The sequence below is a fragment of the Lacticaseibacillus thailandensis DSM 22698 = JCM 13996 genome, assembly GCF_001436135.1.
Taxonomy (GTDB): Bacteria; Bacillota; Bacilli; order Lactobacillales; family Lactobacillaceae; genus Lacticaseibacillus; species Lacticaseibacillus thailandensis.
Genome location: NZ_AYZK01000001.1, coordinates 146,984 through 170,633, shown reverse-complemented (window position 1 = coordinate 170,633; position 23,650 = coordinate 146,984). Strand labels below are relative to the sequence as shown.

The 23,650-nt window shown below is 53.2% G+C and carries 28 protein-coding genes; 7 read left to right on the top strand and 21 right to left on the bottom strand.

What is annotated here, in order from left to right:
• Positions 1-8 precede the first annotated feature (8 nt).
• The 5 genes from FD19_RS00805 to FD19_RS00785 all read left to right on the top strand — a co-directional run bounded on the left by FD19_RS00805 (position 9) and on the right by FD19_RS00785 (position 3,995).
• Positions 9-650, top strand: a complete 642-nt coding sequence (locus FD19_RS00805) for an SDR family oxidoreductase (protein ID WP_054749253.1) — start codon at positions 9-11, stop codon at positions 648-650.
• Between the two features lie 177 nt (positions 651-827).
• Positions 828-1,991 (top strand): DUF998 domain-containing protein, encoded by a 1,164-nt coding sequence (locus FD19_RS00800; protein WP_056968898.1) that lies wholly within the window; start codon positions 828-830, stop codon positions 1,989-1,991.
• A 709-nt stretch (positions 1,992-2,700) separates the two neighbouring features.
• Positions 2,701-3,012, top strand: a complete 312-nt coding sequence (locus tag FD19_RS00795) for a hypothetical protein (protein WP_156639579.1) — start codon at positions 2,701-2,703, stop codon at positions 3,010-3,012.
• 66 nt (positions 3,013-3,078) lie between these two features.
• The gene (locus FD19_RS00790) at positions 3,079-3,534 is read left to right on the top strand and encodes a hypothetical protein (protein ID WP_156639577.1); all 456 of its coding nucleotides are present in this window, start codon (positions 3,079-3,081) and stop codon (positions 3,532-3,534) included.
• A gap of 23 nt (positions 3,535-3,557) precedes the next feature.
• Entirely contained in the window at positions 3,558-3,995 is a 438-nt protein-coding gene (locus tag FD19_RS00785; protein ID WP_054749247.1) for a YueI family protein, read from the top strand.
• A gap of 77 nt (positions 3,996-4,072) precedes the next feature.
• On the opposite strand, the gene FD19_RS00780 is transcribed toward FD19_RS00785, so the two are convergent.
• A complete protein-coding gene (locus FD19_RS00780; RefSeq protein WP_056968896.1) occupies positions 4,073-5,833 on the bottom strand; it encodes a hypothetical protein in 1,761 nt (586 codons plus the stop codon).
• Between the two features lie 510 nt (positions 5,834-6,343).
• Between FD19_RS00780 and FD19_RS00775 the strand changes: the two genes are divergently transcribed.
• A complete protein-coding gene (locus FD19_RS00775; RefSeq protein WP_156321794.1) occupies positions 6,344-6,616 on the top strand; it encodes a hypothetical protein in 273 nt (90 codons plus the stop codon).
• 81 nt (positions 6,617-6,697) lie between these two features.
• Complete coding sequence (locus FD19_RS00770; RefSeq protein ID WP_054749243.1) at positions 6,698-7,195, top strand: universal stress protein; 498 nt, start codon at positions 6,698-6,700, stop codon at positions 7,193-7,195.
• 143 nt (positions 7,196-7,338) lie between these two features.
• Here FD19_RS00770 and FD19_RS00765 read toward each other — a convergent pair whose 3' ends face one another.
• The 20 genes from FD19_RS00765 to FD19_RS00675 all read right to left on the bottom strand — a co-directional run bounded on the left by FD19_RS00765 (position 7,339) and on the right by FD19_RS00675 (position 23,635).
• Positions 7,339-8,205, bottom strand: a complete 867-nt coding sequence (locus FD19_RS00765; RefSeq protein WP_054749242.1) for a helix-turn-helix domain-containing protein — start codon at positions 8,203-8,205, stop codon at positions 7,339-7,341.
• Positions 8,206-8,447: 242 nt separating this feature from the next.
• Positions 8,448-9,137 carry a methionine ABC transporter permease gene (locus FD19_RS00760; protein WP_056968895.1) on the bottom strand — a complete coding sequence of 230 codons (690 nt, stop codon included), beginning with the start codon at positions 9,135-9,137 and terminating at the stop codon, positions 8,448-8,450.
• A complete protein-coding gene (locus FD19_RS00755) occupies positions 9,137-10,201 on the bottom strand; it encodes a methionine ABC transporter ATP-binding protein (RefSeq protein ID WP_054749241.1) in 1,065 nt (354 codons plus the stop codon). Before FD19_RS00755 ends, FD19_RS00760 begins: the two co-directional genes overlap by 1 nt.
• Before the next feature lie 82 nt (positions 10,202-10,283).
• Positions 10,284-11,108 (bottom strand): MetQ/NlpA family ABC transporter substrate-binding protein, encoded by an 825-nt coding sequence (locus FD19_RS00750; protein WP_056968894.1) that lies wholly within the window; start codon positions 11,106-11,108, stop codon positions 10,284-10,286.
• 476 nt (positions 11,109-11,584) lie between these two features.
• The gene (locus tag FD19_RS00745; RefSeq protein ID WP_056968893.1) at positions 11,585-12,820 is read right to left on the bottom strand and encodes an FtsW/RodA/SpoVE family cell cycle protein; all 1,236 of its coding nucleotides are present in this window, start codon (positions 12,818-12,820) and stop codon (positions 11,585-11,587) included.
• 24 nt (positions 12,821-12,844) lie between these two features.
• Complete coding sequence (locus FD19_RS00740) at positions 12,845-13,066, bottom strand: DUF2969 family protein (protein ID WP_054749240.1); 222 nt, start codon at positions 13,064-13,066, stop codon at positions 12,845-12,847.
• A complete protein-coding gene (gene yidD / locus FD19_RS00735) occupies positions 13,066-13,335 on the bottom strand; it encodes a membrane protein insertion efficiency factor YidD (protein WP_054749654.1) in 270 nt (89 codons plus the stop codon). Before yidD ends, FD19_RS00740 begins: the two co-directional genes overlap by 1 nt.
• A 10-nt stretch (positions 13,336-13,345) precedes the next feature.
• Complete coding sequence (locus FD19_RS09520) at positions 13,346-13,480, bottom strand: DNA-directed RNA polymerase subunit beta (RefSeq protein ID WP_420836018.1); 135 nt, start codon at positions 13,478-13,480, stop codon at positions 13,346-13,348.
• 54 nt (positions 13,481-13,534) lie between these two features.
• Positions 13,535-14,524 carry a rod shape-determining protein gene (gene mreB, locus FD19_RS00730; RefSeq protein ID WP_054749239.1) on the bottom strand — a complete coding sequence of 330 codons (990 nt, stop codon included), beginning with the start codon at positions 14,522-14,524 and terminating at the stop codon, positions 13,535-13,537.
• Between the two features lie 62 nt (positions 14,525-14,586).
• Positions 14,587-14,820, bottom strand: coding sequence for a DUF1146 family protein (locus tag FD19_RS00725; RefSeq protein ID WP_056968892.1), 234 nt, complete (start codon positions 14,818-14,820; stop codon positions 14,587-14,589).
• Positions 14,821-15,066: 246 nt separating this feature from the next.
• Positions 15,067-15,507: a F0F1 ATP synthase subunit epsilon gene (locus FD19_RS00720; RefSeq protein ID WP_054749238.1), complete on the bottom strand. Its 441-nt coding sequence runs from the start codon at positions 15,505-15,507 to the stop codon at positions 15,067-15,069.
• Between the two features lie 11 nt (positions 15,508-15,518).
• Positions 15,519-16,943 (bottom strand): F0F1 ATP synthase subunit beta, encoded by a 1,425-nt coding sequence (gene atpD, locus FD19_RS00715; RefSeq protein ID WP_054749237.1) that lies wholly within the window; start codon positions 16,941-16,943, stop codon positions 15,519-15,521.
• A 33-nt stretch (positions 16,944-16,976) separates the two neighbouring features.
• Positions 16,977-17,894: a F0F1 ATP synthase subunit gamma gene (locus FD19_RS00710; RefSeq protein ID WP_056968891.1), complete on the bottom strand. Its 918-nt coding sequence runs from the start codon at positions 17,892-17,894 to the stop codon at positions 16,977-16,979.
• Between the two features lie 11 nt (positions 17,895-17,905).
• Positions 17,906-19,438 carry a F0F1 ATP synthase subunit alpha gene (atpA, locus tag FD19_RS00705; protein WP_056968890.1) on the bottom strand — a complete coding sequence of 511 codons (1,533 nt, stop codon included), beginning with the start codon at positions 19,436-19,438 and terminating at the stop codon, positions 17,906-17,908.
• A gap of 21 nt (positions 19,439-19,459) precedes the next feature.
• The gene (atpH, locus tag FD19_RS00700; protein ID WP_054749236.1) at positions 19,460-20,005 is read right to left on the bottom strand and encodes an ATP synthase F1 subunit delta; all 546 of its coding nucleotides are present in this window, start codon (positions 20,003-20,005) and stop codon (positions 19,460-19,462) included.
• Positions 20,006-20,512 (bottom strand): F0F1 ATP synthase subunit B, encoded by a 507-nt coding sequence (gene atpF / locus FD19_RS00695; RefSeq protein WP_056968889.1) that lies wholly within the window; start codon positions 20,510-20,512, stop codon positions 20,006-20,008.
• A gap of 36 nt (positions 20,513-20,548) precedes the next feature.
• Positions 20,549-20,761 (bottom strand): F0F1 ATP synthase subunit C, encoded by a 213-nt coding sequence (gene atpE / locus FD19_RS00690; protein WP_054648787.1) that lies wholly within the window; start codon positions 20,759-20,761, stop codon positions 20,549-20,551.
• Positions 20,762-20,782: 21 nt separating this feature from the next.
• The gene (gene atpB, locus FD19_RS00685; protein ID WP_054749235.1) at positions 20,783-21,502 is read right to left on the bottom strand and encodes a F0F1 ATP synthase subunit A; all 720 of its coding nucleotides are present in this window, start codon (positions 21,500-21,502) and stop codon (positions 20,783-20,785) included.
• Positions 21,503-21,898: 396 nt separating this feature from the next.
• Complete coding sequence (upp, locus tag FD19_RS00680; RefSeq protein WP_054749234.1) at positions 21,899-22,528, bottom strand: uracil phosphoribosyltransferase; 630 nt, start codon at positions 22,526-22,528, stop codon at positions 21,899-21,901.
• A gap of 90 nt (positions 22,529-22,618) precedes the next feature.
• Positions 22,619-23,635, bottom strand: a complete 1,017-nt coding sequence (locus tag FD19_RS00675) for an L-threonylcarbamoyladenylate synthase (protein WP_054749233.1) — start codon at positions 23,633-23,635, stop codon at positions 22,619-22,621.
• Between the last annotated feature and the right edge of the window lie 15 nt (positions 23,636-23,650).

Genomic DNA, 23,650 nt, shown 5'->3' with positions numbered 1-23,650 from the left:
AAGACACTATGAGTAACGTGTTAATTTTGGGGGCGCACGGGCAAATCGCCCGCCTAGCCCGGACGCAGCTATTACAGGAGACTGACCACCACTTGACCCTGTTTCTACGCAACGCCAAGCGAATCCAGGATGCCAATCCGCAGCGGGAGCAGGTCGTCGATGGGGATGCAACCAATGTTGCCCAACTCACTGCCGCCATGCAGGACATTGATGTTGTGTATGCTAACTTAGGCAACGCGCACATTGAGGACCAGGCCCAAGCCGTGGTCACCGCGATGAATCAGGCCGGCATAAAGCGCCTAATCTGGATTTCCACCTTGGGTATTTACGACGAAGTTCCGGGCGCCTTTGGCAAGTGGAACCACCAGATGTTGGATGGGGGCTACCTGGAGCACTACGCCGCGGCAGCGAAAATCATTGAAGCCTCGGACCTGGATTACACCATCATCCGGCCCGCATGGTTATCGAACCGTGACGTCGTGAACTACGAGACCACAGAAAAGGGTGAACCGTTTAAAGGGACCGAAGTTTCGCGGAAGAGTATCGCCGCTTACGTCGTCAAGTTGATCAACGATCCGACCCAGGAAGTTCGGCATTCGGTTGGCGTCAACCAGCCGCACACTGACGGCAGCAAGCCGTCCTTCTACTAAAGAATCAATAAACTAATCAATTCAACGGGCTGCCGTGTTGACGAACGCGGTGGCCCGTCGTGCTGTTTGGGCACACTTTTCGCGCGTACAATCACCCTGGACGGGACAATTGCCACATACCACCTCCGGCCATTCTCTGATATCATGTGGGTGATTGTTACGAAGAGGAAGGATATCATGTCCAATCACAAAACCAAGTTGACCGTCACCTTACCCGCTGCGGTTGCACAACAACTCGGGGTCACGGATGACACCCCGGTGCGGGTCGCCGTCAAAAATGACCGCCTGATCATCCGGCCACAACCACGTGATCGTGTGGAACGGCTTAACTTGCACTGGCCGCTACTCGTTACCGCCATACTCACCATTGGGGTCTACATCTACTGGCTCACGCAGCACACGACGGCAATCCCGCTCTCCGGAGACTTCTCGCTCGCCAGTATGGTCATTGGTTGCGCGTTGGTCGCGGGGATGGTCCTATTCACCTGCAACCTAATTGTGGCCCGGCGCCACCATGAAGTACCCCGTATTTACTGGCGCAACCTCCCCGTCATCATTGGCTCATTTGCCATTATGCTGGCGCTCGCGCTGGTTGGTGGCTTTTGGTTGCTGGGCCAGTTGTTTCCTGGCGCCAGCTTTGACCTAGTCACGGCAGCCATTATTTTCTTCATTTTGACCGTAAGCAGCAACACCCTGATGGTCCGAGCTGCGCGCCACGTGGACGCGAACACGCTGAGCGCACTCCTGGGGGTGGTGATTATCACCGGGGTGATTATCGCCATGGCTTCCAACAATCAACGGCGCTGGTGGCAGCATAACCTCAGCTTTTTAGGGACCGACATGGCTAATAACGCCTGGCAGTTCAACGCGACGCTCATGCTGGCAGCCCTCCTGATGGTGGCATTGATTGACACGCTCTTCGTCGCCATCAGCCAGCGCTACCCGGGTAATCGTCGTATCAACATCATGCGCGCGCTGCTGACGCTGGTCGCGCTCGACGTAGCGTGCATTGGTATTTTCCCCAACAACGCCGCCTCACACCTACTGCATGACCAGGCGGCCGGTATGCTGATCATTTTGCTGGCGGTGCTTATCGTCGGCATTCGCTGGCTGCTACCCCAGGTCAGCCGCGAATTTCTGTGGGTTTCGTACCTAGTCGCCATCATTCTCCTCACACTCAACTTTGGTTTCCGCCTGTTTGGCTACCCATCCCTGACCTCCTTTGAAATTCAAGCCTTCACCGTGGCGTTTGGCTGGTTACTACTACTATTCAGCCGGCTGCGCGCCTTGGCCATCCAGGACCGCTGGCAGTGGGACGTTCATATCAAAGTCACGCGGTAAGGGCACCGCGGCTTGGCTCTAGTCAGCCAAACTGTCTATACATCAAAACTCCGGTTCATCGTCGCCTAAGCACGCATACAAGGGGTTGCTTAGTGCCCACGATGAACCGGAGTTCTTTGTTTGTAATCTATGCACGCACAGCCGCAACTTGTTGTAGCGCCGTGACTGGTAAGAATAATACCGACCATCGACATTACCTCCCTTTCAAATCACTAAAATTAAGTATTTTAATAAAGACCTTTACTAAACGGCTATAATTAAAGGCCTTAACGGACATTTTGCCAATGGGTTTTATAAACCGTTTTCAGCAATGACTACCAGTCGCACAAGTAAATTTCAAGAATTGCTGATTAAAGTGGTGTTTGCAGACATGTTCAGGGTGACAAAAGTGTGACGACAAAATTACCCCTCATAACGCCGGTTTACCTAAGTTACTTTATCAACTACAATTATTTAGTAATTTAATAATGACTGGTTCAACCAAGTCGCAGATGCACTTCATTATTCGATTCGCGAAAGAAAGGTCGCTCCATGACACCAAAGAAGAACCCCCAACGACAACAAAACCTCAATTTCAATTGCTGGTGCTATCTTTAGCGCGGGCAGTGCCTTTGCCTCTGATTTGGGCAACTCACTACACTTGAGCGTGGTCACCGTCAATTCACTGATCAAGCCGTTAATTAATCAAAATCTCGTGACTGCTAAAAACATGGTGCAACGGGAAGTTGGGCGCCCGGCAACTAAATATTTCTTCAACTATGATGCCGAACGTTACCTACTATGCACCATCCAGGAAGAACTCAATCCCCAACTGGGGCACAACGACCTGGTAATCAAACCACACGTGGTCAACATGGCGGGGACAATTTTGAGCACTGGTGTCACCACCGACTTTAGCGATTATACCCGGTCAACACCGGCTGACGCCCTGCGCCAGGCGTTGCAACTGGACCCCACGGTAGTTGCGGTCGGCCTCGCATTTCCCGGCAAAATTGACCATGGTGTGGTCCAATCCAGTTAGAACGAAAAATTCGACGGCTGGGACTTAAATGATGTTGTCCGTAACGTCACCACGTTGCCGTTCTACATGGAAAATGATGTTCACCTGATGACGGTTGGGTACACGCGCCAAAACGGAATTCCAGACACTGCGCTCACCGTGGGTATTTACTTCCCGCAACGAATCATGCCGGGTATCAGCATTTTCACTAACAACCAACTCATTGAAGGACACCACGCCCTCGCTGGGGAGGCCAAGTACACCCCCGCCCTGCAAGAACATGGGGCTCCCAAAACTGACGCCGAAACCGCCACGGTGCTCACCGACTTGATGGTGAGTTACAACATTGCTTTAGCCCCAGATTACTTTGTCCTGGCTTCAAACGGTGTACCGCAGGCTACCTTCGAGGCCGCAATCAAGGAAAATGCGGCGTTGCACTACCACCCGAACCAATTCAAAACCCAGTACGTCCACGACTTTGAGGGGGCCATGCTGGTGGGTCTAAGGTGGTTGATCCTACGCGCTACCCCTTACACCCTGTAATTATCCTCAAGGAGGTTTCCAAAATGGCTGACGACCAAATGCAAGATCACCTCAATAACGCTATGTACGGCCCCCGCCAAACCAATCCGGATGAGCGCCGGCAATACTTAGGCTCCCTGCGTGAACGCGTACTGCTACGCGTGGACAATGCCACCATGCGTCAAGCGGCAACGTTGCCCGCATTGCGCGAACAACTGCCCGCATTAGTTGGGGGTGACCACCACGCTTTGATCAACGGCAAACTAGACGCCAGCGTGACCGGGCCAGTGATGAAGCTGCTGGGTCAGCTGAACATGTCCCTCACCATGGTGAATGATGCCAGCGCGCAAACTGCCGACTCCGCAACCGGCCTACTGGTGGTCAGCAACCAGGCCGTTAACCAGGAAGACATCACGTTGCATGTCAATGCAGCACACCCAGAAGCACCCAAAAAGAAGGGGCTATTCGGCTTTTTCCACTAAAAAGGAGCAAAATAAAGACGCGGATCAGGCACCCATATGGTATGGGTGCCTGATCCGCATCTTTGCTTGATTACCCTTTACTGGGCCGCCGCCTGCAGGACTTGCCTACTCAAGTCAACGCCCGTCCCAATAGTTGGTCGCAGCCAGCTGACCAAATTCGGTGCGGGGTCGACAGCGACCACCTGCGCCAGTTCTGGTTGGTCGTCAGTATACGGCATGAAGCCGTTGATTACCGCTAAATCCACGCTGCAGTACCGGAGCCCGACCGCTTGGGCCGCGCGGATGGCCACCGCGTCATAACTGCTATCCAAGCTATCGCGGTCGTCCCAATACTCACCGGCAGCAAATGCTGCTGGGTTACGTCCCAGATACACCTGGCTACCCCGTGCCACAACGGTTTCCGGGGTGACGTTTTGGCGGGCCAAAGCAGCCTGCACATCCGCATCTAGGTTCAACGTTGCCTGTCCCGCGGCCGTACGGCGTGCACGTTTAACCGCTAATAATGTTTGCACATCATGCCGACCATCCCCCACAACGTACGCATAATCATGGGCCTGAACGGCCAGCACTTGCCCATCCAGCACGAGGCACCGCTCGATGGTTCCCGGTGCGAGGAGTTGCACCATGATTTCGTGACCGAGCGAGCGCACGACCTCGGCAAACCGCTCCGGGGTCGGTGGTACGGGCATCGCGGTTCCCCGGCCCGTCTGAGTACTGCCCACGAAGATGCTCTTGTGCCCAAAGCTGCGAGCAAAGTCGGACTCAGCCGCCGCCGCACTACGGTAAGTGTTGCCCCGCGGTACTACCAGTCCGTGCACACCCAGGTAGTGTAACAACGCATCGCGGTTACTGGTCAACGTTACGGCCGCATCCGGGTTCAACCCCAACTGATTCCCAGTCAAAAGTACGTGGTGTGGTTCGCGGCCCAACGACCATAAACCATCACCTAACGGCTCAATACTCATCCCCGCCACGAAAGCGGCGCGCAGGAAAAGTTGTTGCTGCGGTGCAGCACCACTGAACCCCCGCAGGATAGTTTTGCTTGCTGGTGGGGCAACGCGTCCAAGACCCTGCAACCGCGCCAGCACGGCTGGCTGCGCGTCTTCACCAGTGAAGAAAGTCGTCGCGGAGGCATTCAAATCGGCATCAGCACCATCTGGCAACCCTAACGTCAACCAACCGAGGTCCCGTAGCGCTGCCAGGTGCGCAGCGTCAGGTAAGCAACTGGCTGGTAGATCCACATCCACCGTCAGGATGCCCCGCTGCGCCAACTGCACCCCCGCCAAGGTCACCGTACCCGCCGTCGCACCAATTGCAGGCTCTGGAGCGGTCCGCTGGTACCGTTTGAGGCTAGCAAAATCGACCTGCCCGGCCGTCACGGGCGGCGCCGCGGGTGACAATAACTGAATCATGGCGGGCAACCGCTGTTGTAACCGTTGCGCCCACCGCAAATACCAACCGTTCCGGTAAGCCACGTACCCGGCCGCCTGCACAGCTTTGCCAGCAGCCGCAAACGCATCGCTCAGTAATGTCTCCGGCAACGCCAACTGAACCCGGACACCGTCATTAACCGCCGTCAACCCATCAACATGCGCAATGGCAGGGGCCGTCGCCGCGACGGCCTGCCAAGTGGACCATGCTTGATCCGTATCCGCCGTTTGGGTACCCATAACGATCGCCGTGGTCGCGCTCACTGGGTAAAGGTACGGACTAGCGTGCCGATCCAGTTGCACCCGACGCTGCCACCGTCCCAGCTGCAAAATACGTACCGGCATTGCAGTGCGCAACAGGGCCATCCCCTGCTGGAGCACCCGCTGCATATCTTCAGTTACTTGCATCACTCGCAACCTCCCATTCCAGTAACTACAATACCACGGCTGCCCGCCACGAGGCGAGTGCTGGAGCCAGCCTAACGGAGTAACCACGTTATTAGTGGCCGTTGGCTTGAAACTACCAGCATTGCTGTAACCGTTGTCAATGCCAACATGACGCGCTTTAAACAAATTTTACCTTGCTGAAACTGTTGTATCTAGTACGTGTTAATGCTATATTATTGATGAAGCCACTAAGGTGTTCGCTCTTCCCTCTAATCAGTTGACCGAACATTCTCATTACATTGGGAATATGGGACTAGCACGACAATTGGGCTATATCACTTAGCCCACAAGAGCGCGCTGCATATATTCCCACCTGCTTTATCGCGGGTTCACAAGAATTGGGAAGCCACAACGGCACCACTAGTCCTTCAAATCAAAAGACAACTTTTGGCTGGCCTCGCGCCAGTTTTTTTGTGGCCAGAACTATTCTGGCTCGGCCCAGACCCCCACCACATCCCGAAGGAGCGTATCGTGTTACTAATATTGATGTTACTTTATGCCGTTATTCTCGTCCTCATTGCGTGGTACTTATTGAGCCACCGCCACAAGCCCTTCTTGGTATTCACCGAACCCAGTACGCAGTTGGCTCAAACAATGGGGCTGGCGGGCTACGGTCTCCTAGTTGCCGCCGTTTTGTCCCTGGTCGCTGCCTTTGTGAATATTGTGAACCTCGCCCTCGTAGCACTCGTATTAGGCGCTGCCGTCATGGGACTGTTTGGTCTGTCCTGCACCCGCTTCTTGTAATTGTAATCGCATTCTCATTGGGATTGAAAAAGCTTTCACAACATTGTATGCTAAAGGTAACCTAATGAAGGAGGTGGGCTTATGTTACAACAATACAAACACATTTTGGTTGCCGTCGACGGGTCATACGAGGCGGAGATTGCGTTCAAAAAGGCCATCGCCGTCGCCCAGCGGAACGATGCCGAACTGTTATTGGTACACATTGTTGACACACGGGCGTTCCAGAACGTTTCTAGCTTTGACTCCGCGATGGTGGAGCAGGTCACCGCGGCTGCTAAGAAGACCATGGCCGACTACGTACAGACCGCCGAAGATGCTGGTCTGAAGAACGTGAGCTACACCATTGAGTACGGCGCACCCAAGACGGTGATTGCCCGCGATATCCCGAAGGAGCGTAACATCGACCTGATCATGATCGGTGCTACCGGTCTGAATGCGGTTGAGCGCCTGCTGATTGGGTCAGTGACCGCGTACGTCACCCGTGAAGCTCCATGCGACGTGCTCGTCGTCCGGACTGATTTGGAAAACAAGCCGGTTCTGGCTACCACCAAGAAACCGTCACCAGATAATGAGCAATAGTGAACAAGCATTGCAAACATGATTGTTAATTAGCTTATCGCTAACAAAAAATAACACCAACCAGGAAACAATTATTGTTGTCTCCGGTTGGTGCTTTTTTTATTCAGTAGCATTTTGTGAAAAATAACATAGCAACTTTTGCTTTAGCTGGCCATTTCTGCTTGCAGGGTCGCGGCCAGAGCATGATTCTGATTGACCCCCGCCAGGGAAATAGCAACCGTAAACGCCTCATTAGTACCCTCAGCCCGGAGTTGGACTAAACACCGCGCCCGCAACGCGTAAAACTCGTCCAGCAGGAACAAACGTTCATTGTGGACGGCTAGTTCGATGGCCGCATCCGCCCGGTGCAATACTTCCTGGTAGTCCCCCAACCGGTACAGGGCGCTGCAAATGTACCAGCGAATCAACAGGTCGCTATCCAGAAAGGCTTCCCCCTGCCGGTGCACATCCTGCAGTAAGGTCAACGCCTCATTGACGTAGAGTCGCGTACGGCCCAAGTTGTCCATGTCGGCGTACGCGAGGGCGAGCCCCAAAATGGCCATCACGGCATACACGTCGGCATCCTCACCCGTGAATAGCTGCAGTACCCGGTTAAAGTAGTACACCGCCTCTTCCGGTTTACGTTCCCCCGTCAATTGGATCATCCCCTGCACGTAGTAAAAGCGCTTCTGATCATCCACGGTGTGTAAATCGTGCTCTTCGTCCAGGGTGGCTAGCGCGGCAGCAGCCGTGTCCGGTTGCCGGTGGCGCATGGCTGCCACCGCCTGATCCAGCGTAATCTGAATCTGGTCCTGGGGCTCCACCACCACGTCCGTCATTTGGACGCCCAGACGGCGCACGATTTGCACCAAAATTTTCATGCTGGGGACTTTATTGCGTTTTTCGACTAGGCTGATCGTAGCCTGGGTACAAATACCGTCGGCGAGCTTGCTTTGCGACAGCCCCCGTAGCTTCCGAAAATAACGCACGCGGTCCCCTAAAATCCGTACTTCATGATCGTTCTTCACCATATACTTACACCCCTTTGGTGGCGATAACAGCCCACCAGTTAATTCGGTACAAATACTGCCATACCAAGCAACAAACAACTGTAGGTTAATTATATCCAGAAAAGGAAAGCCCCTGCACTAAAAGTTTTTTAGTGCGGGGGCTAATAGTAGCATTAAATTACACGTTTAATAAGTGGTGACCTTGCTCAACCATTACACAAAGTAACGGTTAATCTGATTTACCGTCGCCAACACCAGCTAGCTTAGTGGTGAGTCTTGCGGGCCAGCAAGTCGCCGATGAACTGCACGATGAACACCAGAATCAGGATGAAGATTAGGCTGACCCAAATGACGTCGTTTTCGTAACGTAGGTACCCAGTGTTGATGGCCAAGTTACCCAAGCCACCACCACCAATGGCACCAGCCATGGCGGTCAGACCAATGATACTGATAATGGTCAGGACCGATACGCGAATAAGCTCCGACAGCCCCTCGCGCAAGTACACGCGGAAGATAATGCCTAGAGGGGAAATGCCCATGGCCTGGGCCGCTTCTACCACCCCCGCATCGACGGTCAGCAGCGCATTTTGTACCTGTCGCGCATAGAACGGTGCTGAACCAACAATTAATGGCACGAGCGCTGCCGTGGAGCCGATTCCAGTGCCAACGATCAAACGGGTCACGCCGTTCAAGATTGCCAGCAGGATCACGAACGGAATGGACCGGAACACGTTGACTACTTTGTCCAGTACCGAATAAAACGGCCGGTTTTCCAAAATGCCGTGCTCATCAGTCACTAGTAGCAAAATGCCCAGCAACAACCCGATGATCCCAGCCACCAAACTGGTCCAAAACGTCATGTACAGGGTCTGATTAATGGCGTCGAGCACCCCGTCATCGCCGTGCCACAACGGCACTACGTTCGGAAAAAACTTTTCAAAAAACTGCATCATTAGTCAGCACCCCCTACTTGACTCAAATCAACATCGGTGACGGTGACGTCGTTCTGTTTGAGGTAAGTCAACGCGGCATCTACCTGGTCCGGTGCGCCGGTGAGGACCACGATCAGGTTACCAAACGGCGTGTTCTGCAAACTTTGAATATCGCCAAAGAGGATGTTGGCACTCACCCCGTACTCCGCATAGAGTGTCGCCACCAACGGCTGGTCGGTCGTGTCACCCACGTAGGTTAACCGCACCAACCGGTTACCTGGACCCAGATCCTGAACCGCTGGCTGCAGCTTGAGGGCCTCCAGTGTAGCGTCCAGCTGGATAGTCGTATTGATAAAGTCCTTGGTCAGTTGTTGTTGCGGGTGGGCAAAGATGTCCACCAGGGACCCCCGCTCGATAATTTTTCCAGCATCCATGACGGCCACCCGCGTACATACTTGCTTCACGGCCTCCATTTGATGGGTTATCAGAACGATGGTCAAGCCCAGCTTTTGGTTCAAGCTCTTCAGCAGGGACAAAATAGAGGACGTCGTCTTGGGGTCCAACGCACTCGTGGCTTCGTCAGAAATCAAAATTTCTGGATCCGAGGCCAGCGCCCGGGCAATCCCCACGCGCTGCTTTTGCCCCCCGGACAACTCAGCCGGATACGCGCTCGACCGTTCGGCCAAACCAACCAGCTTGAGCAATTGGTCCACCTTGGCCTTGATCTGACTTTTCGGCATCGTCCCCCGTAGCGGGAACGCCACGTTGTCGGCAATGGTGCGACTGGCCATCAGGTTAAAGTGCTGGAAGATCATGCCGATTTTGTGCCGCTTCGCCCGCAATTCCTTAGCAGACAGTTGCGCCATATCATCGCCCAACACGGTGACGGTTCCACTGGTAGGCCGCTGCAGGCGGTTGATCAACCGCACCAGCGTGGACTTACCGGCACCGGAATAACCCACGATACCGTAAATATCGCCGCGGTTAACTTTCAGGTCGACGTGGTCCACCGCATGGACCTCCTGCTTCTTTTCTTTAAATAACACGTCGACATCCTGCAACGTGATGACTGGTGCTTCACTCATCTGTGTTCCTCCTAGCATCCTGCTGAACAAAGATGGTCCTAACACGGCGGCTAGGACCATCCCCAATCGTTACGACTGCTGGTTACTTAAAGGACAAGTCCCATGCAGCCTCGGTAGAACCATTGTACACCTTCTTGATGACCTTCTTGGTTGCCTGAGTCTGGTAGGCCTTCACAACCTTCTTGTATACCTTGTTGTTGCGATTCTTCTTCGTGGACGCAACCACATTCACGAACGGCTTGCTGGCCTTAGTAATCTTTTCCACGTAGATGGCGCTGCTTGGCTTGAGCTTAGCGTTCAAAGCAATATCGTTGTTGACCACGGCGGCATCCACGGAAGTCAGTGAACGGGCGGTCTGGGCAGCATCCACTGGCGTAATCTTGAGGCCTAACTTGTTGCTGGTGATGTCACGCACCGTGGGGAAGGTGACGTTACCCTTGAGCTTGATCAAACCCGCCTGCTGCAAGAGTTCCAGCGCACGCGCCTCGTTGGTTTGGTCGTTGGCAATCGCAACCTTAGCCCCCTTCTTCAGCTGACTAAGCTTCTTCACCTTCTGCGAGTACAGGCGTACCGGGCCGATGTAGGTCTTCCCCACGCTGACGATGTTAGTCTTGTGGGCCTTGTTCCAGTTGTTCAGGAACTGGACCGTCTGGAAGGCGTTCAAATCAATGTCGCCATCTTGCAGTGCCTGGTTAGGCTTGTTGTAGTCGGTGAACTCAACCAGCTTGAGGTTGATGTGCTGCTTCTTCAAACGCTTAGCAACGGGCTTCCACACGTCAGCATCTGAACCAATGACCCCCAACTTGACGGTCGTGGTCTTTGTGCTTGAGCTACTGCTCCCACAGGCAGCCAGAAATACGGGCAACGCAGCAACTAATGCGGTTAACGCAACAAATTTCTTCTTCATGAATGTTTCCTCCAAAAATTCAATAATGGCATATTTATAAATGCTTGAATAATGGTGCGGACCACCAAACGTAAAAAAACCGCCCCTAACTTACGTTAGAAGCGGAATTCCGCGGTGCCATTCTAATTCGCCCACGCTGCAGTCGTGAACCTCACTAACGGGTCAAACAACCCGTGTGCAAGATAATGGATGCCGGCCATTGCCACCTAACTCCCCGGGGAAGCTCGGCGCACCGATCAGTGAGCCATTCTCAGGGCACCGTACCTCCCCGCTCGCACCATCCGGGGTCTCTGTTAGGTCGTATGCACCATCTCTCTCACGTCACTCGTTTACGTTTGATGATTTAAACCTAGGGTACCCGGTCAGCTTGCCGATGTCAACCCCAAAAATGAGTTCATTGTGAATTTTTGGTGTGAAGGCATTACAGGCCTCATGACACAAACGCGCCACGCTAACTCGGCGTGGCGCGGAAGTGCTTATTCATTACGTTTAGGCGTCAACTGCACCTGGCTAAAGTCTTCACGGTCCCGGCTAAACATATAGCTTTGGTAGTGATACCGCATTGACAGCACCATCCCGACGGACAACATGTTGGCCAGCAAGAACGAGCCCCCGGAACTAATGAACGGTAGCGGAATCCCTGTCAGTGGCAGTAGCCCAATGTTCATCCCAATATTTTCAAAGACGTGGAAAATGATCATCATAATCACGCCAGTCGAAATGTAGGCATAAAATTCATTCTTCGTGTCAAAGGTAACGCGAATCATTTGGTAAACGAGCAGGAAGTATAGCAGAATGAGTACACCGGAACCAATAAAGCCAGTAGTCTCCCCAATCACCGAGAAAATCATGTCAGACGTCTGCACTGGCACCGTTACCTGCAGGTTGCCCAGGCCACTACCGGACAGTTGCCCTGAACCAATGGCTTTCATTGCCTGCCACAACTGGTAACTATTCCCTGAGGTCGCACCAGACGGATCTAACCAAGAATCGATTCGAGCAAACTGGTAGGCTTCAAAACCCACTTTTTCAAGAATGGCCCGGCCCCAGGACTGGGTAACCAGTAAAATGGTACCGCCGCCGACAACCACCGCCACGATGGCGACCGGCAGAATGATCTTCCAACTAATGCCCGAGATCAGCACCACCCCGGCGAAAATGGCCAGGAAGACTAAGGTACTCCCAAAGTCGTGTTGCAAAATCATCAAGGCGACGACGGGCAGGGTCCAAATCAACATCTGCCCCAGCAGCCGAAAGTCATTACGTATGGTGTGGCTCATTTCCGCGTTGTGTAGCGTCACTACGCGGGCCAACATCAGAATATAGGCGGGCTTCATCACCTCGCTGGGCTGAAAGGTAATGGGACCAAACTTGAACCATGACTTGGCCCCGTTAGCCAACGCAGTCTGACGGTCATACAGAAACAGTACCGCAATCAGTAAAAATATCCCGATCCAGTACAGTACCGGAGCGATACGCCACAATTGCTCGGTATCGAACCGCATAACGATGGCCACCCCGGCTGAACCGATGCCGTACCAGACTACCTGCATAACTACCGCCTTAATGGCGGCACTAGTACTGCTGGCATTGGCGGTCGCCATGAAGATGGCTACGCACCCAATCAATGCTAGTAGCATAATTGTGAGGATGATACCGTAGTCAATGCGATCACCCTGCTGTTGTTGCTCTTTGTCGTTATCAGTGGCCACGCACTGACCCCCTTTAACTAAATACTAGTGTTGGTGGAGGTGAAACGTTGCAATCAAAAAGTTAACAGCGTCATCTTCATTCCGAAAACGGTCGGTCTCCGCCCCTGCACTCACTACCGCAACGAAGCGGTCACCATCAGGACGGACGTACCCCAATTCCTGTTGGCCCATACTCAGGACCGACACGGACTGACCATCACGTTGCTCATCAGTCATGGTCAGTTTCACCTTTGTTTCTTTACTCATTACTTAACCCCACTTGCCTGATTGTCCATCGTCGCCCGGTTACGCCGCAAGCTAAAGTGCGCTGGGACATAATCAATCCCCCCCGGCACCAGCGGGTTACAGCGCAAGATTCGCGCTGCAGCCATTAACGAACCCCGTAGCGCCCCAAAGCGGCCGATTGCGGTGATGGCATAGTGGCTACAGGTCGGGTAATACCGGCACGACGCCGGCAACAGGGGCGAAATAAACCGCTGGTAGCCCCGAATTAACTTGGTTAGTAACCACCGCAAAACCAACACCTCACTCCAAAAACTTACCAATATGCGTCCAGGTGCTCGGCACAAACACGGCGAACGGGTTACCGCCGCCAATTGCGTAACCAATCATGGATCCTACTATCAGCAAAATAATGCAAATACCGGCCCCAATGAGCAACCGGGCACCGAACCGCTTAATAGCATCTGTTTTCAACAAAGTTTATCACCTAGTTTAATACTGCTTGTGGTGCTGAATGTTGTCTAACAGCACCCCCGTGCCCAAGGCCACCGCATCCAAAGGGTCCTCGGCAGTCAAAACGGGCACGTGTAATTCGGACGCGAACAGTTGCGAAATACCGTTCAGGAGCGCTCCACCACCGGTCAACATCACACCACGGTCAATAATGTCCGCGGACAGCTCTGGGGGCGTCATTTCGAGAACTTCCTTAGCGGCGGCAATGATCGAAGCCATCACGTCACTGAGGGCTTCTTGGAGCTCCACAGACGTCACTTCGACCTCACGGGGTAACCCGGTGGCGATATCACGCCCACGCACCTGCATCGTCTGCTTCTCGTCCGCCTGGTATACGGCACCGATGTTGATCTTCAACTGTTCGGCAGTGTGTTCACCAATCAACAACTTGTGCTTATTCTTCACGTAGCTGACGATGGAAGCATCCATCTTGTCCCCCGCCAAGCGTAGAGACCGGCTGGTGACAATTTCGCCCATGGAGAGAACGGCGACATCTGAGGTCCCACCACCGATATCAATAATCATGTTGCCTTGAGGCTGGAAAATATCCAGGCCAGCACCCACGGCCGCAACTTTGGGTTCAAATTCCAGGTACACCTTACCGCCGCCGGACTTTTCAGCCGCTTCGATAATGGCCTTCTGCTCGATGGACGTGATGTTGGTTGGTGCACAAATCAAAATATTCGGCTTGCTCATAAAGCCCTTGACGTTCAGTTTGTTGATGAAGTACTCCAGCATTGCCTCAGTAATATCAAAGTCGGCAATGACACCGTCCTTCAACGGCCGAATGGACCGAATGTTACCGGGTGTCCGGCCGACCATTTTATAGGCTTCCGTTCCCACCGCAACTACCTTCCCTGATTGCGTGTCGACGGCAACCACGGACGGTTCATTCAGGACGATGCCCTTTCCTTTGACGTTGATCAGGACGTTCGCCGTCCCTAAATCAATCCCAATGTCTCTAGCCATGAAAAATGTTCTCCCCTCAGATGTTTACTCGTCACATTATAACATACGTTGCGTGGCGACTTTTATAGTAAGTAAAACAGGTTACGCGCTGCCTGGACCAGTGACAAAAAGCATGATGACACGAGGTAACCCAAGGCAACAGCGATAAAAAACAACAATAACCGCGACTCATTTACACGGTTGGGTTTGAGGATTTTATCAAAACGCAACACGATCAGCAGTCGCCAAGACATAATGATAAATACCAAGTGTGACATAAAGGTGAAAGCGGCGTTGAGACCTAAAGAAGTATCCATTATAAAATCCTCCGCGTACCATAATACCAAAAACGCACCCAACACTAAAGCGCTGGCGGGCGCGTTTGCATAAATATTCCCTTAAGTTAGGTGCCGGTGGCAGCAAAACTCCCCGTAGCACAAAATAAACCCGGATCAGTGGTCAAAGATGACTACTGGTCCGGGTCGATTAGTGCTTATACTGTCAATACGGTCCGGGACCACACCATGCAGGCGCAGCCTCAGCTAACCGTCGTTGACGTTGTGCTAGTGCTGAGCATCACGCTTAACGTTGATCCGGTTGATTGCCCGCCGCAAAGCCACTTGAGCCCGCGCCAGGTCATCCGTATTGTGCGCCTGCTTGGCGGTTTCAATCTTGTGCTCCGCACGTTCACGGGCAGCCTCAGCACGACTGAGGTCAATGTCCCGCGCACGTTCCGCGGAGTCAGCGACGATGGACGCAACGTTATCAGCTACTTCCATGAAACCACCGTTAACGGCGATTCGGTTTTCATGATTAGGTTCATCGACCCGCTGCACGCGGACCTCCCCAATCTGTAGTGGCGCCACGATTGGTTCGTGGTTCGCCATGATCCCTAAATCACCATCAACAGCACGCACAACCACCAGTTTGGCCCGGTGATCATACACAACGCCATCTGGGGTCACGATGTTAACGGTCAACACATCCTGTTGCTCGTCAGCCATACGAATCCCCCCTAATCCTTGCTATCTGGGTCGTAGCCCATTTCCTTGGCCTTCGCCTTCATGTCGTCAATGTTACCCACCAGACGGAATGCATCTTCTGGGTAATCGTCGTAACGGCCTTCAAGGATTTCCTTGAAGCCCTCGACGGTTTCCTTAACCGGCACGTACTTCCCTGGCAAGCCAGTGAAACGTTCGGCCACGGAGAAGCTTTGGCTCAAGAAGAACTGGATCCGACGTGCACGGGCAACGATCGTCTTTTCTTCGTCGGACAGTTCGTCCATACCCAGAATTGAGATGATGTCCTGCAATTCGTTGTACCGTTGCAGTACCTGCTGTACCTGCATGGCCACATCGTAGTGCTCCTGACCGACAATTTCAGGGGTCAAGGCACTAGAAGTGGAAGCCAGTGGGTCCACGGCTGGGTAGATACCCATTTGCGTCAGGCGCCGTTCCAGGTTGGTGGTAGCGTCCAAGTGAGCAAAAATCGTGGCAGGTGCAGGGTCGGTGTAGTCATCGGCAGGCACGTAAACGGCCTGGATGGAGGTAACGGAGCCCTTCTTAGTGGATGTAATCCGTTCCTGCAACTGACCCATTTCGGTAGCCAGCGTTGGCTGATAACCAACGGCACTAGGCAACCGCCCGAGCAGCGCAGAAACTTCGGACCCGGCTTGGGTAAAGCGGAAGATGTTGTCGATAAATAGCAACACGTCCTGGCCCTTCACGTCACGGAAGTATTCGGCGATGGTCAAACCCGTTAAAGCCACACGCATACGTGCACCAGGGGACTCGTTCATCTGCCCGAAGACCATGGCGGTGTTCTTCAAGACACCAGATTCCTTCATTTCAAAGTAAAGGTCGTTACCTTCACGCGTCCGTTCACCGACACCAGTGAACACGGACAAACCACCGTGCTCTTCGGCAATGTTGTGAATCAGTTCCTGAATCAGAACGGTCTTCCCAACACCGGCACCACCGAACAGACCAACTTTACCACCCCGCAAGTATGGTTCGAGCAGGTCAATAACTTTGATCCCCGTTTCCAGAATTTCAGAACTCGTACTCAAGTCCTCAAAGGCTGGCGCATCCCGGTGGATACTGTTGCGTTCGTGGTCAGGGCCGAACTTCGGTCCATCATCAATTGGTTCGCCGAGCACGTTGAACACGCGGCCCAAAGTATCATCACCAACGGGTACGGAAATCGATGCCCCGGTGTCGCGAACCTCCATGCCTCGCTGCAAACCGTCCGTGCTGGCCATCGCAATGGCCCGCATCACGCCGTCACCTAACTCAACGGCAACTTCGACGACGACCGTCTGCCCCTGGTTGTTAGTGACTTCGAGTGCGTTGTTGATCTTTGGCAAGTCGCCATCGATGGGAAAGGCCACGTCGACGACAGGTCCGATCACTTGCACGATTTTACCTGTAGTATTACTCAATTATGCTGTCCTCCCCGCAATTATTTGTGGTTGTTACTCAATCGCGGCAGTTGCACCGGTAATTTCGGTCAACTCCGTGGTGATGGCTGCTTGTCGTGCACGGTTATACTGCAGCGACAAACCATCAATCAAATCTTTAGCATTATCTGAAGCACTCTTCATCGCCGTCGTCGACGCAGCATGTTCCGCCGTCTTGGCGTCAATAATGGCACCAAAAATTAAGCTTTCCGCATACTGTGGCAACACGACATCAAGGACGGCGTCCACACTCGGCTCAGCGTCATACTGAATCGGGCTGTCCGCCACTTCAGACGGATCAAGATCGCTGATTGGTAACATTTTTTCCACCCGGAAGGCCGAAGTCAAAGAGTTCACATGGTGGTTGTAGCAAACGTACAACTCATCAAAGACCTCGTTATCAAACATTGTTACCGCAGTCTTGACGATTTCGCGCACCTCATTGAAGGTGGGAATATCAGAAACGCCCCGATATTCGTAGGCGACATTCATGCCACGTGCCTTAAAGAAGTCGGCGCCCACACCACCAATCGCCATAATGGCGTAGTGGTCCTTGTCCTTGTGGTCCTGTTCGATCACCTGCATCATGGCCTTGAGGGCGTTACTGTTGTAGCCACCCACCAGGCCACGGTCACTGGTGATAACCAAGTAACCAGTCTTCTTCACTTCACGCCGTTGTAACAGGTCAGCGACGCGCACTTTTTGCCCGTCACCCTTGCCCGCGTCCTGATTGGCCTCCATGCTCAGTAATTGAGCTTGCGCCAAATGGGTCACGGTTGCGCGAATCTTGTTCGCGTAGACCTGGTAAGCAACCGCCTTTTTCTCAATTTTGGATAACTTGGCCCCACTGACCATTTGCATGGCCACGGTGATTTGCCGAGTTTTCTTCGTTGAGGAAATGCGCCGCTTAATATCAATTAAAGATTCAGCCATCTGCTCACCCCCTAGTTAGTGGAAGTTGCAGTTTCAGCCTGCGATGCGGTAAAGCCGGCAGCAAAAGCCTTCATCACCGCATCCATCTTGTCAGTATCCGGTAACTTGCCGGTTTCCTTGATGGACTGTTCCAAATCGGCCGCATTCGTGTCGAAGTAATCGAACAGTTCACTCTGGAACCGACTAATATCATCGACCGGTACGTCGTCCATGAAGCCGTGAGTCAAGGCATACAGTACCAAGACCTGCTTTTCTACGGACAATGGCGCGTGAACAGGCTGCTTCAAGACTTCAACCGTCCGGCGACCACGATTCAACTTGGCCTGCGTCGCCGCATCCAGGTCAGACCCGAACTGACTAAAGGCTTCCAGTTCACGGAAACTAGCCAAGTCCAGACGTAACGTACCGGAAACCTTCTTCATCGCTTTCAACTGGGCGTCACCACCAACACGGGAAACTGAAGTCCCGGCATCAATGGCTGGACGCGTACCAGCGTAGAACAAATCACTCTGTAAGAAGATTTGTCCGTCGGTGATACTGATAACGTTAGTAGGAATGTACGCCGAAACGTCACCAGCCTGGGTTTCGATAATTGGCAAAGCAGTCATTGAACCACCACCCAATTCGTCACTCAGCTTGGCACTACGCTCCAACAGACGGGAGTGCGTGTAGAAAATGTCACCAGGGTAGGCTTCACGTGCTGGTGGCCGACGGAGCAGCAAGGAAATTTCACGGTAGGCGGCGGCCTGCTTAGTCAGGTCATCGTACACGATCAATACTTGCTTCCCGTTGTACATGAACTCTTCACCCATAGCAGTACCGGCATATGGTGCCAAGTACAGCATCGGTGCAGGTTCAGAAGGACCAGCTGTTAGCACGATGGTGTAATCCATCGCACCGTACTTGCGCAGCGTTTCAACCTGGGCACGGACGGTGGAGTCCTTTTGCCCGATCGCAACGTAGATACAAATCATATCCTGGCCCTTTTGGTTGATGATGGTATCGATGGCGATACTGGTTTTACCAGTTTTACGGTCACCGATAATCAATTCACGTTGGCCACGACCAATTGGGACCAAGGCGTCAACGGCCTTGAGCCCAGTTTGCAGTGGTTCCGTAACGGACTGCCGCTGCATAACCCCGGGAGCTTTGACTTCCACCGGCCGGGTCTTGTCGGTCTTGATGTCGCCTTGGCCATCGACTGGCTGACCCAGAGTGTTCACGACACGCCCAATGAGTTGTTCACCCACGGATACTTCCATGATGCGACCAGTCCGCTTGACCGTGTCGCCTTCACGAATACCGTCAAAATCACCCAGGATGATAATCCCGACATCATTTGTTTCAAGGTTCTGCGCCATACCATATGAACCATTCTCAAATTCCAACAGTTCACTGGCCATGGCGTTATCGAGCCCGTGTGCACGGGCGATACCATCACCAACGTAGGTGACAGTCCCGACCTCAGCAACATCGAGGTCGTCTTTGTAGTTTGCTAGCTGCTGTTTGATCAGCGTGCTAATTTCTTCTGCTTTGATAGCCATGACTTCACCTCTTCACTATTTCTAATGGGTGAGCAACGTTGCGCGAATCTGATCGATCCGGTGTTGTACCGTTCCGTCAATCACGTAGTTTGCTGCCTGCACCCGGACACCACCAATTACGTTAGCGTCCACAACATTGTTCAATTCGGCGTGCGCAACCCCTAAACGGTGAGCCACCGCGGCGGCCAAGCGTTCAGTTTGTGCAGCTGACAACGGCACAGCCGTAGTCGCCGTCCCCGTAATCTGACCGGCGTCCGCACTAATGCGTTCGTCAAAGTCAGCCACGATGGCCGGCAATGCGGCAATGCGACCATAGTTAAAGGCCATTTGTACGAGGCGCGCAACCACCGGTAATGCACCAGTGGTGAGTTCCCCCACGATGTCCTGCTTGACGTTCAACTTCAACTCGGGCCCAATCAGGGCATCCATCAGGCCGGGGTTCTCGTTAAAGACCTGGTCTAAGGCGTGCAGCTCAGTCTGCACCTCCTGAGTCGTGCCGTCAGCAGCCGTCAGTTCAAACAATGCTGCCCCATAACGGGGTGCCACAATCGCATTTGTCAGTGCCATCTAATCACCCAGCCCTTTGATGTAATCGTCAATAAGCGTCTGCTGATCTTCAGCCTTCAGCTCCTTGCCGATAATCTTGCTGGCGATAGTGATGGAGAGGTCCGCCACCTGATCACGGGCACCGTTAAGGGCGTCCTGCTTGGACTGCGCAATCTCTGCAGCAGCCTTCGTCTTCAGGTCGGCAGCGTCCTTGTGTGCTGCTTCGACAATGGCCTTGCTTTGCTTCTGACCATTGGCCTTAGCGGTGTTCACGATGCTAACGGCTTCTGCCTGCGTGTTTTGCAGTTCAGATTGACGTTGAGCGAGCAGTTTATCTGCATCACTCTTCGCCTTATCCGCGTAATCCAAATCGCCGGTAATCTTGTCCTGACGCTTAGCCATCATCTTAGTGACGGGGCCCCAGGCAAACTTACCCACGAGAATCATCAGCACAATGAACGTGGCCAGGTCGAACAGCATGTCGCCCACTTCAAGTCCAGCGGCGGCAAAAATCATTCCATGCAACATCTGTGCCACTTCCTTTCGTCTGCGTGCTTAAAAATCCTATTGGAACAGCAGCAGGAAAGAAATAGCGATAGCGATGATCGGCACGGCTTCGATCAGACCAACACCGATAAACATCGTACTACGGAACTGACCGGACAATTCAGGCTGACGTGCCATACTTTCAATAGTCTTGCTAATAACGTGGCCGTTACCATAAGATGCGGCCAAAGCGGCGAGGCCGGCGGCGATTGATGCAGCGATGTAGTTCATGTGAAAATTCCTCCTAAAATCCTATTCTTCAGACAAAACCTTGTTGGAAATGTATACGGATCCGAGCGTAACAAAAATATATGCTTGGATACTACCAATGAATACTGAGAACCCTTGCCAAGCCATTTCGGCCAAGAAGCCAAGTGGGAATGACAAGATTGCAAACTTACCAGATAGCGCCATGTTCCGAATCAGCATGATCAGCACTTCGCCGGCAAAGATATTCCCATACAGACGTAAGGCCAGAGTCATGAAGTTCGTGAACTCTTCTAGTAAGTTGATGGGAGCAAGCATCGGCATCGGGCTAACATAGCCCTTCAGGTAACCCTTAAAGCCGTGGCGAGCAACCCCAAAGTAGTGGGCCAGTACCAACACCATCATGGCCAGCGTCATGGTGATCAGTGGACTGGCAGTTGGGGAATGGAACCAGGTCACGTCATGGACGTTCACATCAATGAAGAGTCCCAACTGGTTAGCCATGAATACAAATAAGAACATGACAAAGATAAACAATTGGAACGTTGAACCCTCTTCACCAGGCATCGCGCTACGCACAATCCCGTTCGTGAAGTCGATGAGCCATTCCAGCACGTTCTGCCGACCCTTTGGACGCAGAGTCGGTTTACGCGACAGGTAGAACACCAACGCAAAAACCACAATGGCAGCAATGAGCACCGGAATGTCGTTCGCGAGGTTGAAGCGCAAACCGCCAATCGATAGGTACGGATACTTATCGTTCACAGAATTCACCTCCTCCTTCTTTATTTAATTAACTGGCACACGTTGTCACAGGGGTACAGCGTATGTATCTACATTGTATTTGACAGCGCACAAGCACTCAAAATACAATGCTTACTCTATCACCTTCAGATGGAAAAGACAAAAGGAATTCCTTATCATGTCGGCTTTCACTCCAATTTGGAATGAAAGCGTCACCGGCCGCATAATGACGGCTTTCATAAAGTTTGCAGACCGTGAAAATCAACAATTGCGGGGCAAGTGGGTATTAAAAAGTTGTTTACGCAACGTTACGTCACCCTCATATGCGGGGGCTTTACGTTCCCTGGCGATGCCCACCTAAAGGCAAAAAGCAAGGTGAGCTCACTGTAGGTCAGCTCACCTTGCTCTGCATGTAAATTATTTGGTACCAAACAACCGGTCACCAGCGTCGCCCAAACCAGGGAAGATGTAGCCAGTATCAGTTAGGTGGTCATCCAACGCAGCTGCGTAGATCTCAACGTCAGGATGCTTTTCCTGAACGGCTTTGACCCCTTCAGGTGCGGCCACCAGTACGACCAACTTCATTGCCTTCGCGCCGCGTTTCTTCAACGCATCAATGGCCATGATGGCCGAACCACCAGTAGCGAGCATTGGGTCCACGATCAAGAGCTCTCGCTGATCAATGTCGGTCGGCATCTTCACGAAGTATTCGTGTGGCTTCAGGGTCTGTTCGTCACGGTACATCCCGATGTGACCGACTTTGGCCGCCGGAATCAGTTCCAGCACCCCGTCGACCATCCCCAGGCCGGCCCGTAAAATCGGCACCACAGCCAACTTCTTGCCGGCCAATTGCTTCTGGGTCGTCTTGCCCATCGGGGTCTCGACCTCAACGTCCTCAAGCGGGAGGTCCCGCGTGATTTCGTAAACCATCAACTCGGCAATCTCGTTAGCAACCTCACGAAATTCCTTGGTGCCAACGTGCTTGTCGCGAATCAACGTTAATTTGTGTTGAATTAGTGGATGATTTAAAACCGTAAACTTGGCCATGGTTATGTTTTCTCCTTTGCTTGTCGTGGCCCCACTCAGGCCATTATTCCGCTCACCAGTATAGCATACAAACCGCTTCTCCCGAAAAAGTTATGGTGCGGTAACCGGGAAGTGTTCCCCACCGGCGGACTTGTTGATGCGGTTCATGTACGCCGCACCCAGACCCTCAGGATCAAAACCCTGCGCCAGAACCAGCGAGATGTCTGGGTGTAAATCAAAGTAACGCAGGCCGGCAAACAGGTCGCGGGTAGCGCTGGCCAGGTCGGTGCCCAACGAATAGGTTTCCACCCCCGCGGGCACCGTCGCCAACACCTGGTCTGTCGCCAGCACCCCAAATGCGCGGGGATCGGCTTGCGCCCACTTAATGGCTGCCGGGAAGTCCACCTGGTGATCCACAATCACCACTTGGGCATCCGGGGCGTAATGCTTGTACTTCATCCCCGGTGCCTTGGGTGTTTCGTTGGCGCCCACGTGGTGCTGGTCGGTGTTGACCGTCTGCAGGTCCGCCGCCAACATGCTCTCATCAACGTAGCCCGGCCGTAAAATGGCCGGCGTGTCACCACTCAGATCCAGGATGGTCGATTCCACCCCGACCCGCGCTGGACCGTCATCCAGAATTCCGGCAATCCGTCCATCCATATCGTGCAGGACATGCTGAGCAGTCGTCGGACTTGGCTTACCGGATAGGTTGGCAGACGGCCCTACGATCGGGTTGCCAGACAACTTGATCAGTTCCCGCGTCGCCGCATTATCCGGACAACGAAATGCCGCGGTCGGCAAGCCACCCGTTACGGCAGCATCCAGTGCCCCCGGGATAATATTCAAAATGATGGTCAGTGGTCCCGGCCAGTACTTACGCATGAGTCGCTCGGCCACCGGCGTGACGTCAGCAAAGCGGCGCACCGTATCAATATCCGCCACGGTCACGATCAACGGGTTGTCACTGGGGCGACCCTTAGCGGCGTAAACCTTCTTGACGGCCGTCACGTTCGTCGCGTCCGCGCCTAGTCCGTAAACCGTCTCGGTCGGAAACGCCACTAACTCACCGTTACGTAATAACTGGGCGGCATCAGCCACCGTTGCGCGCGTAAACATCGTCGTCTTCATTGCCAATTACCTCCA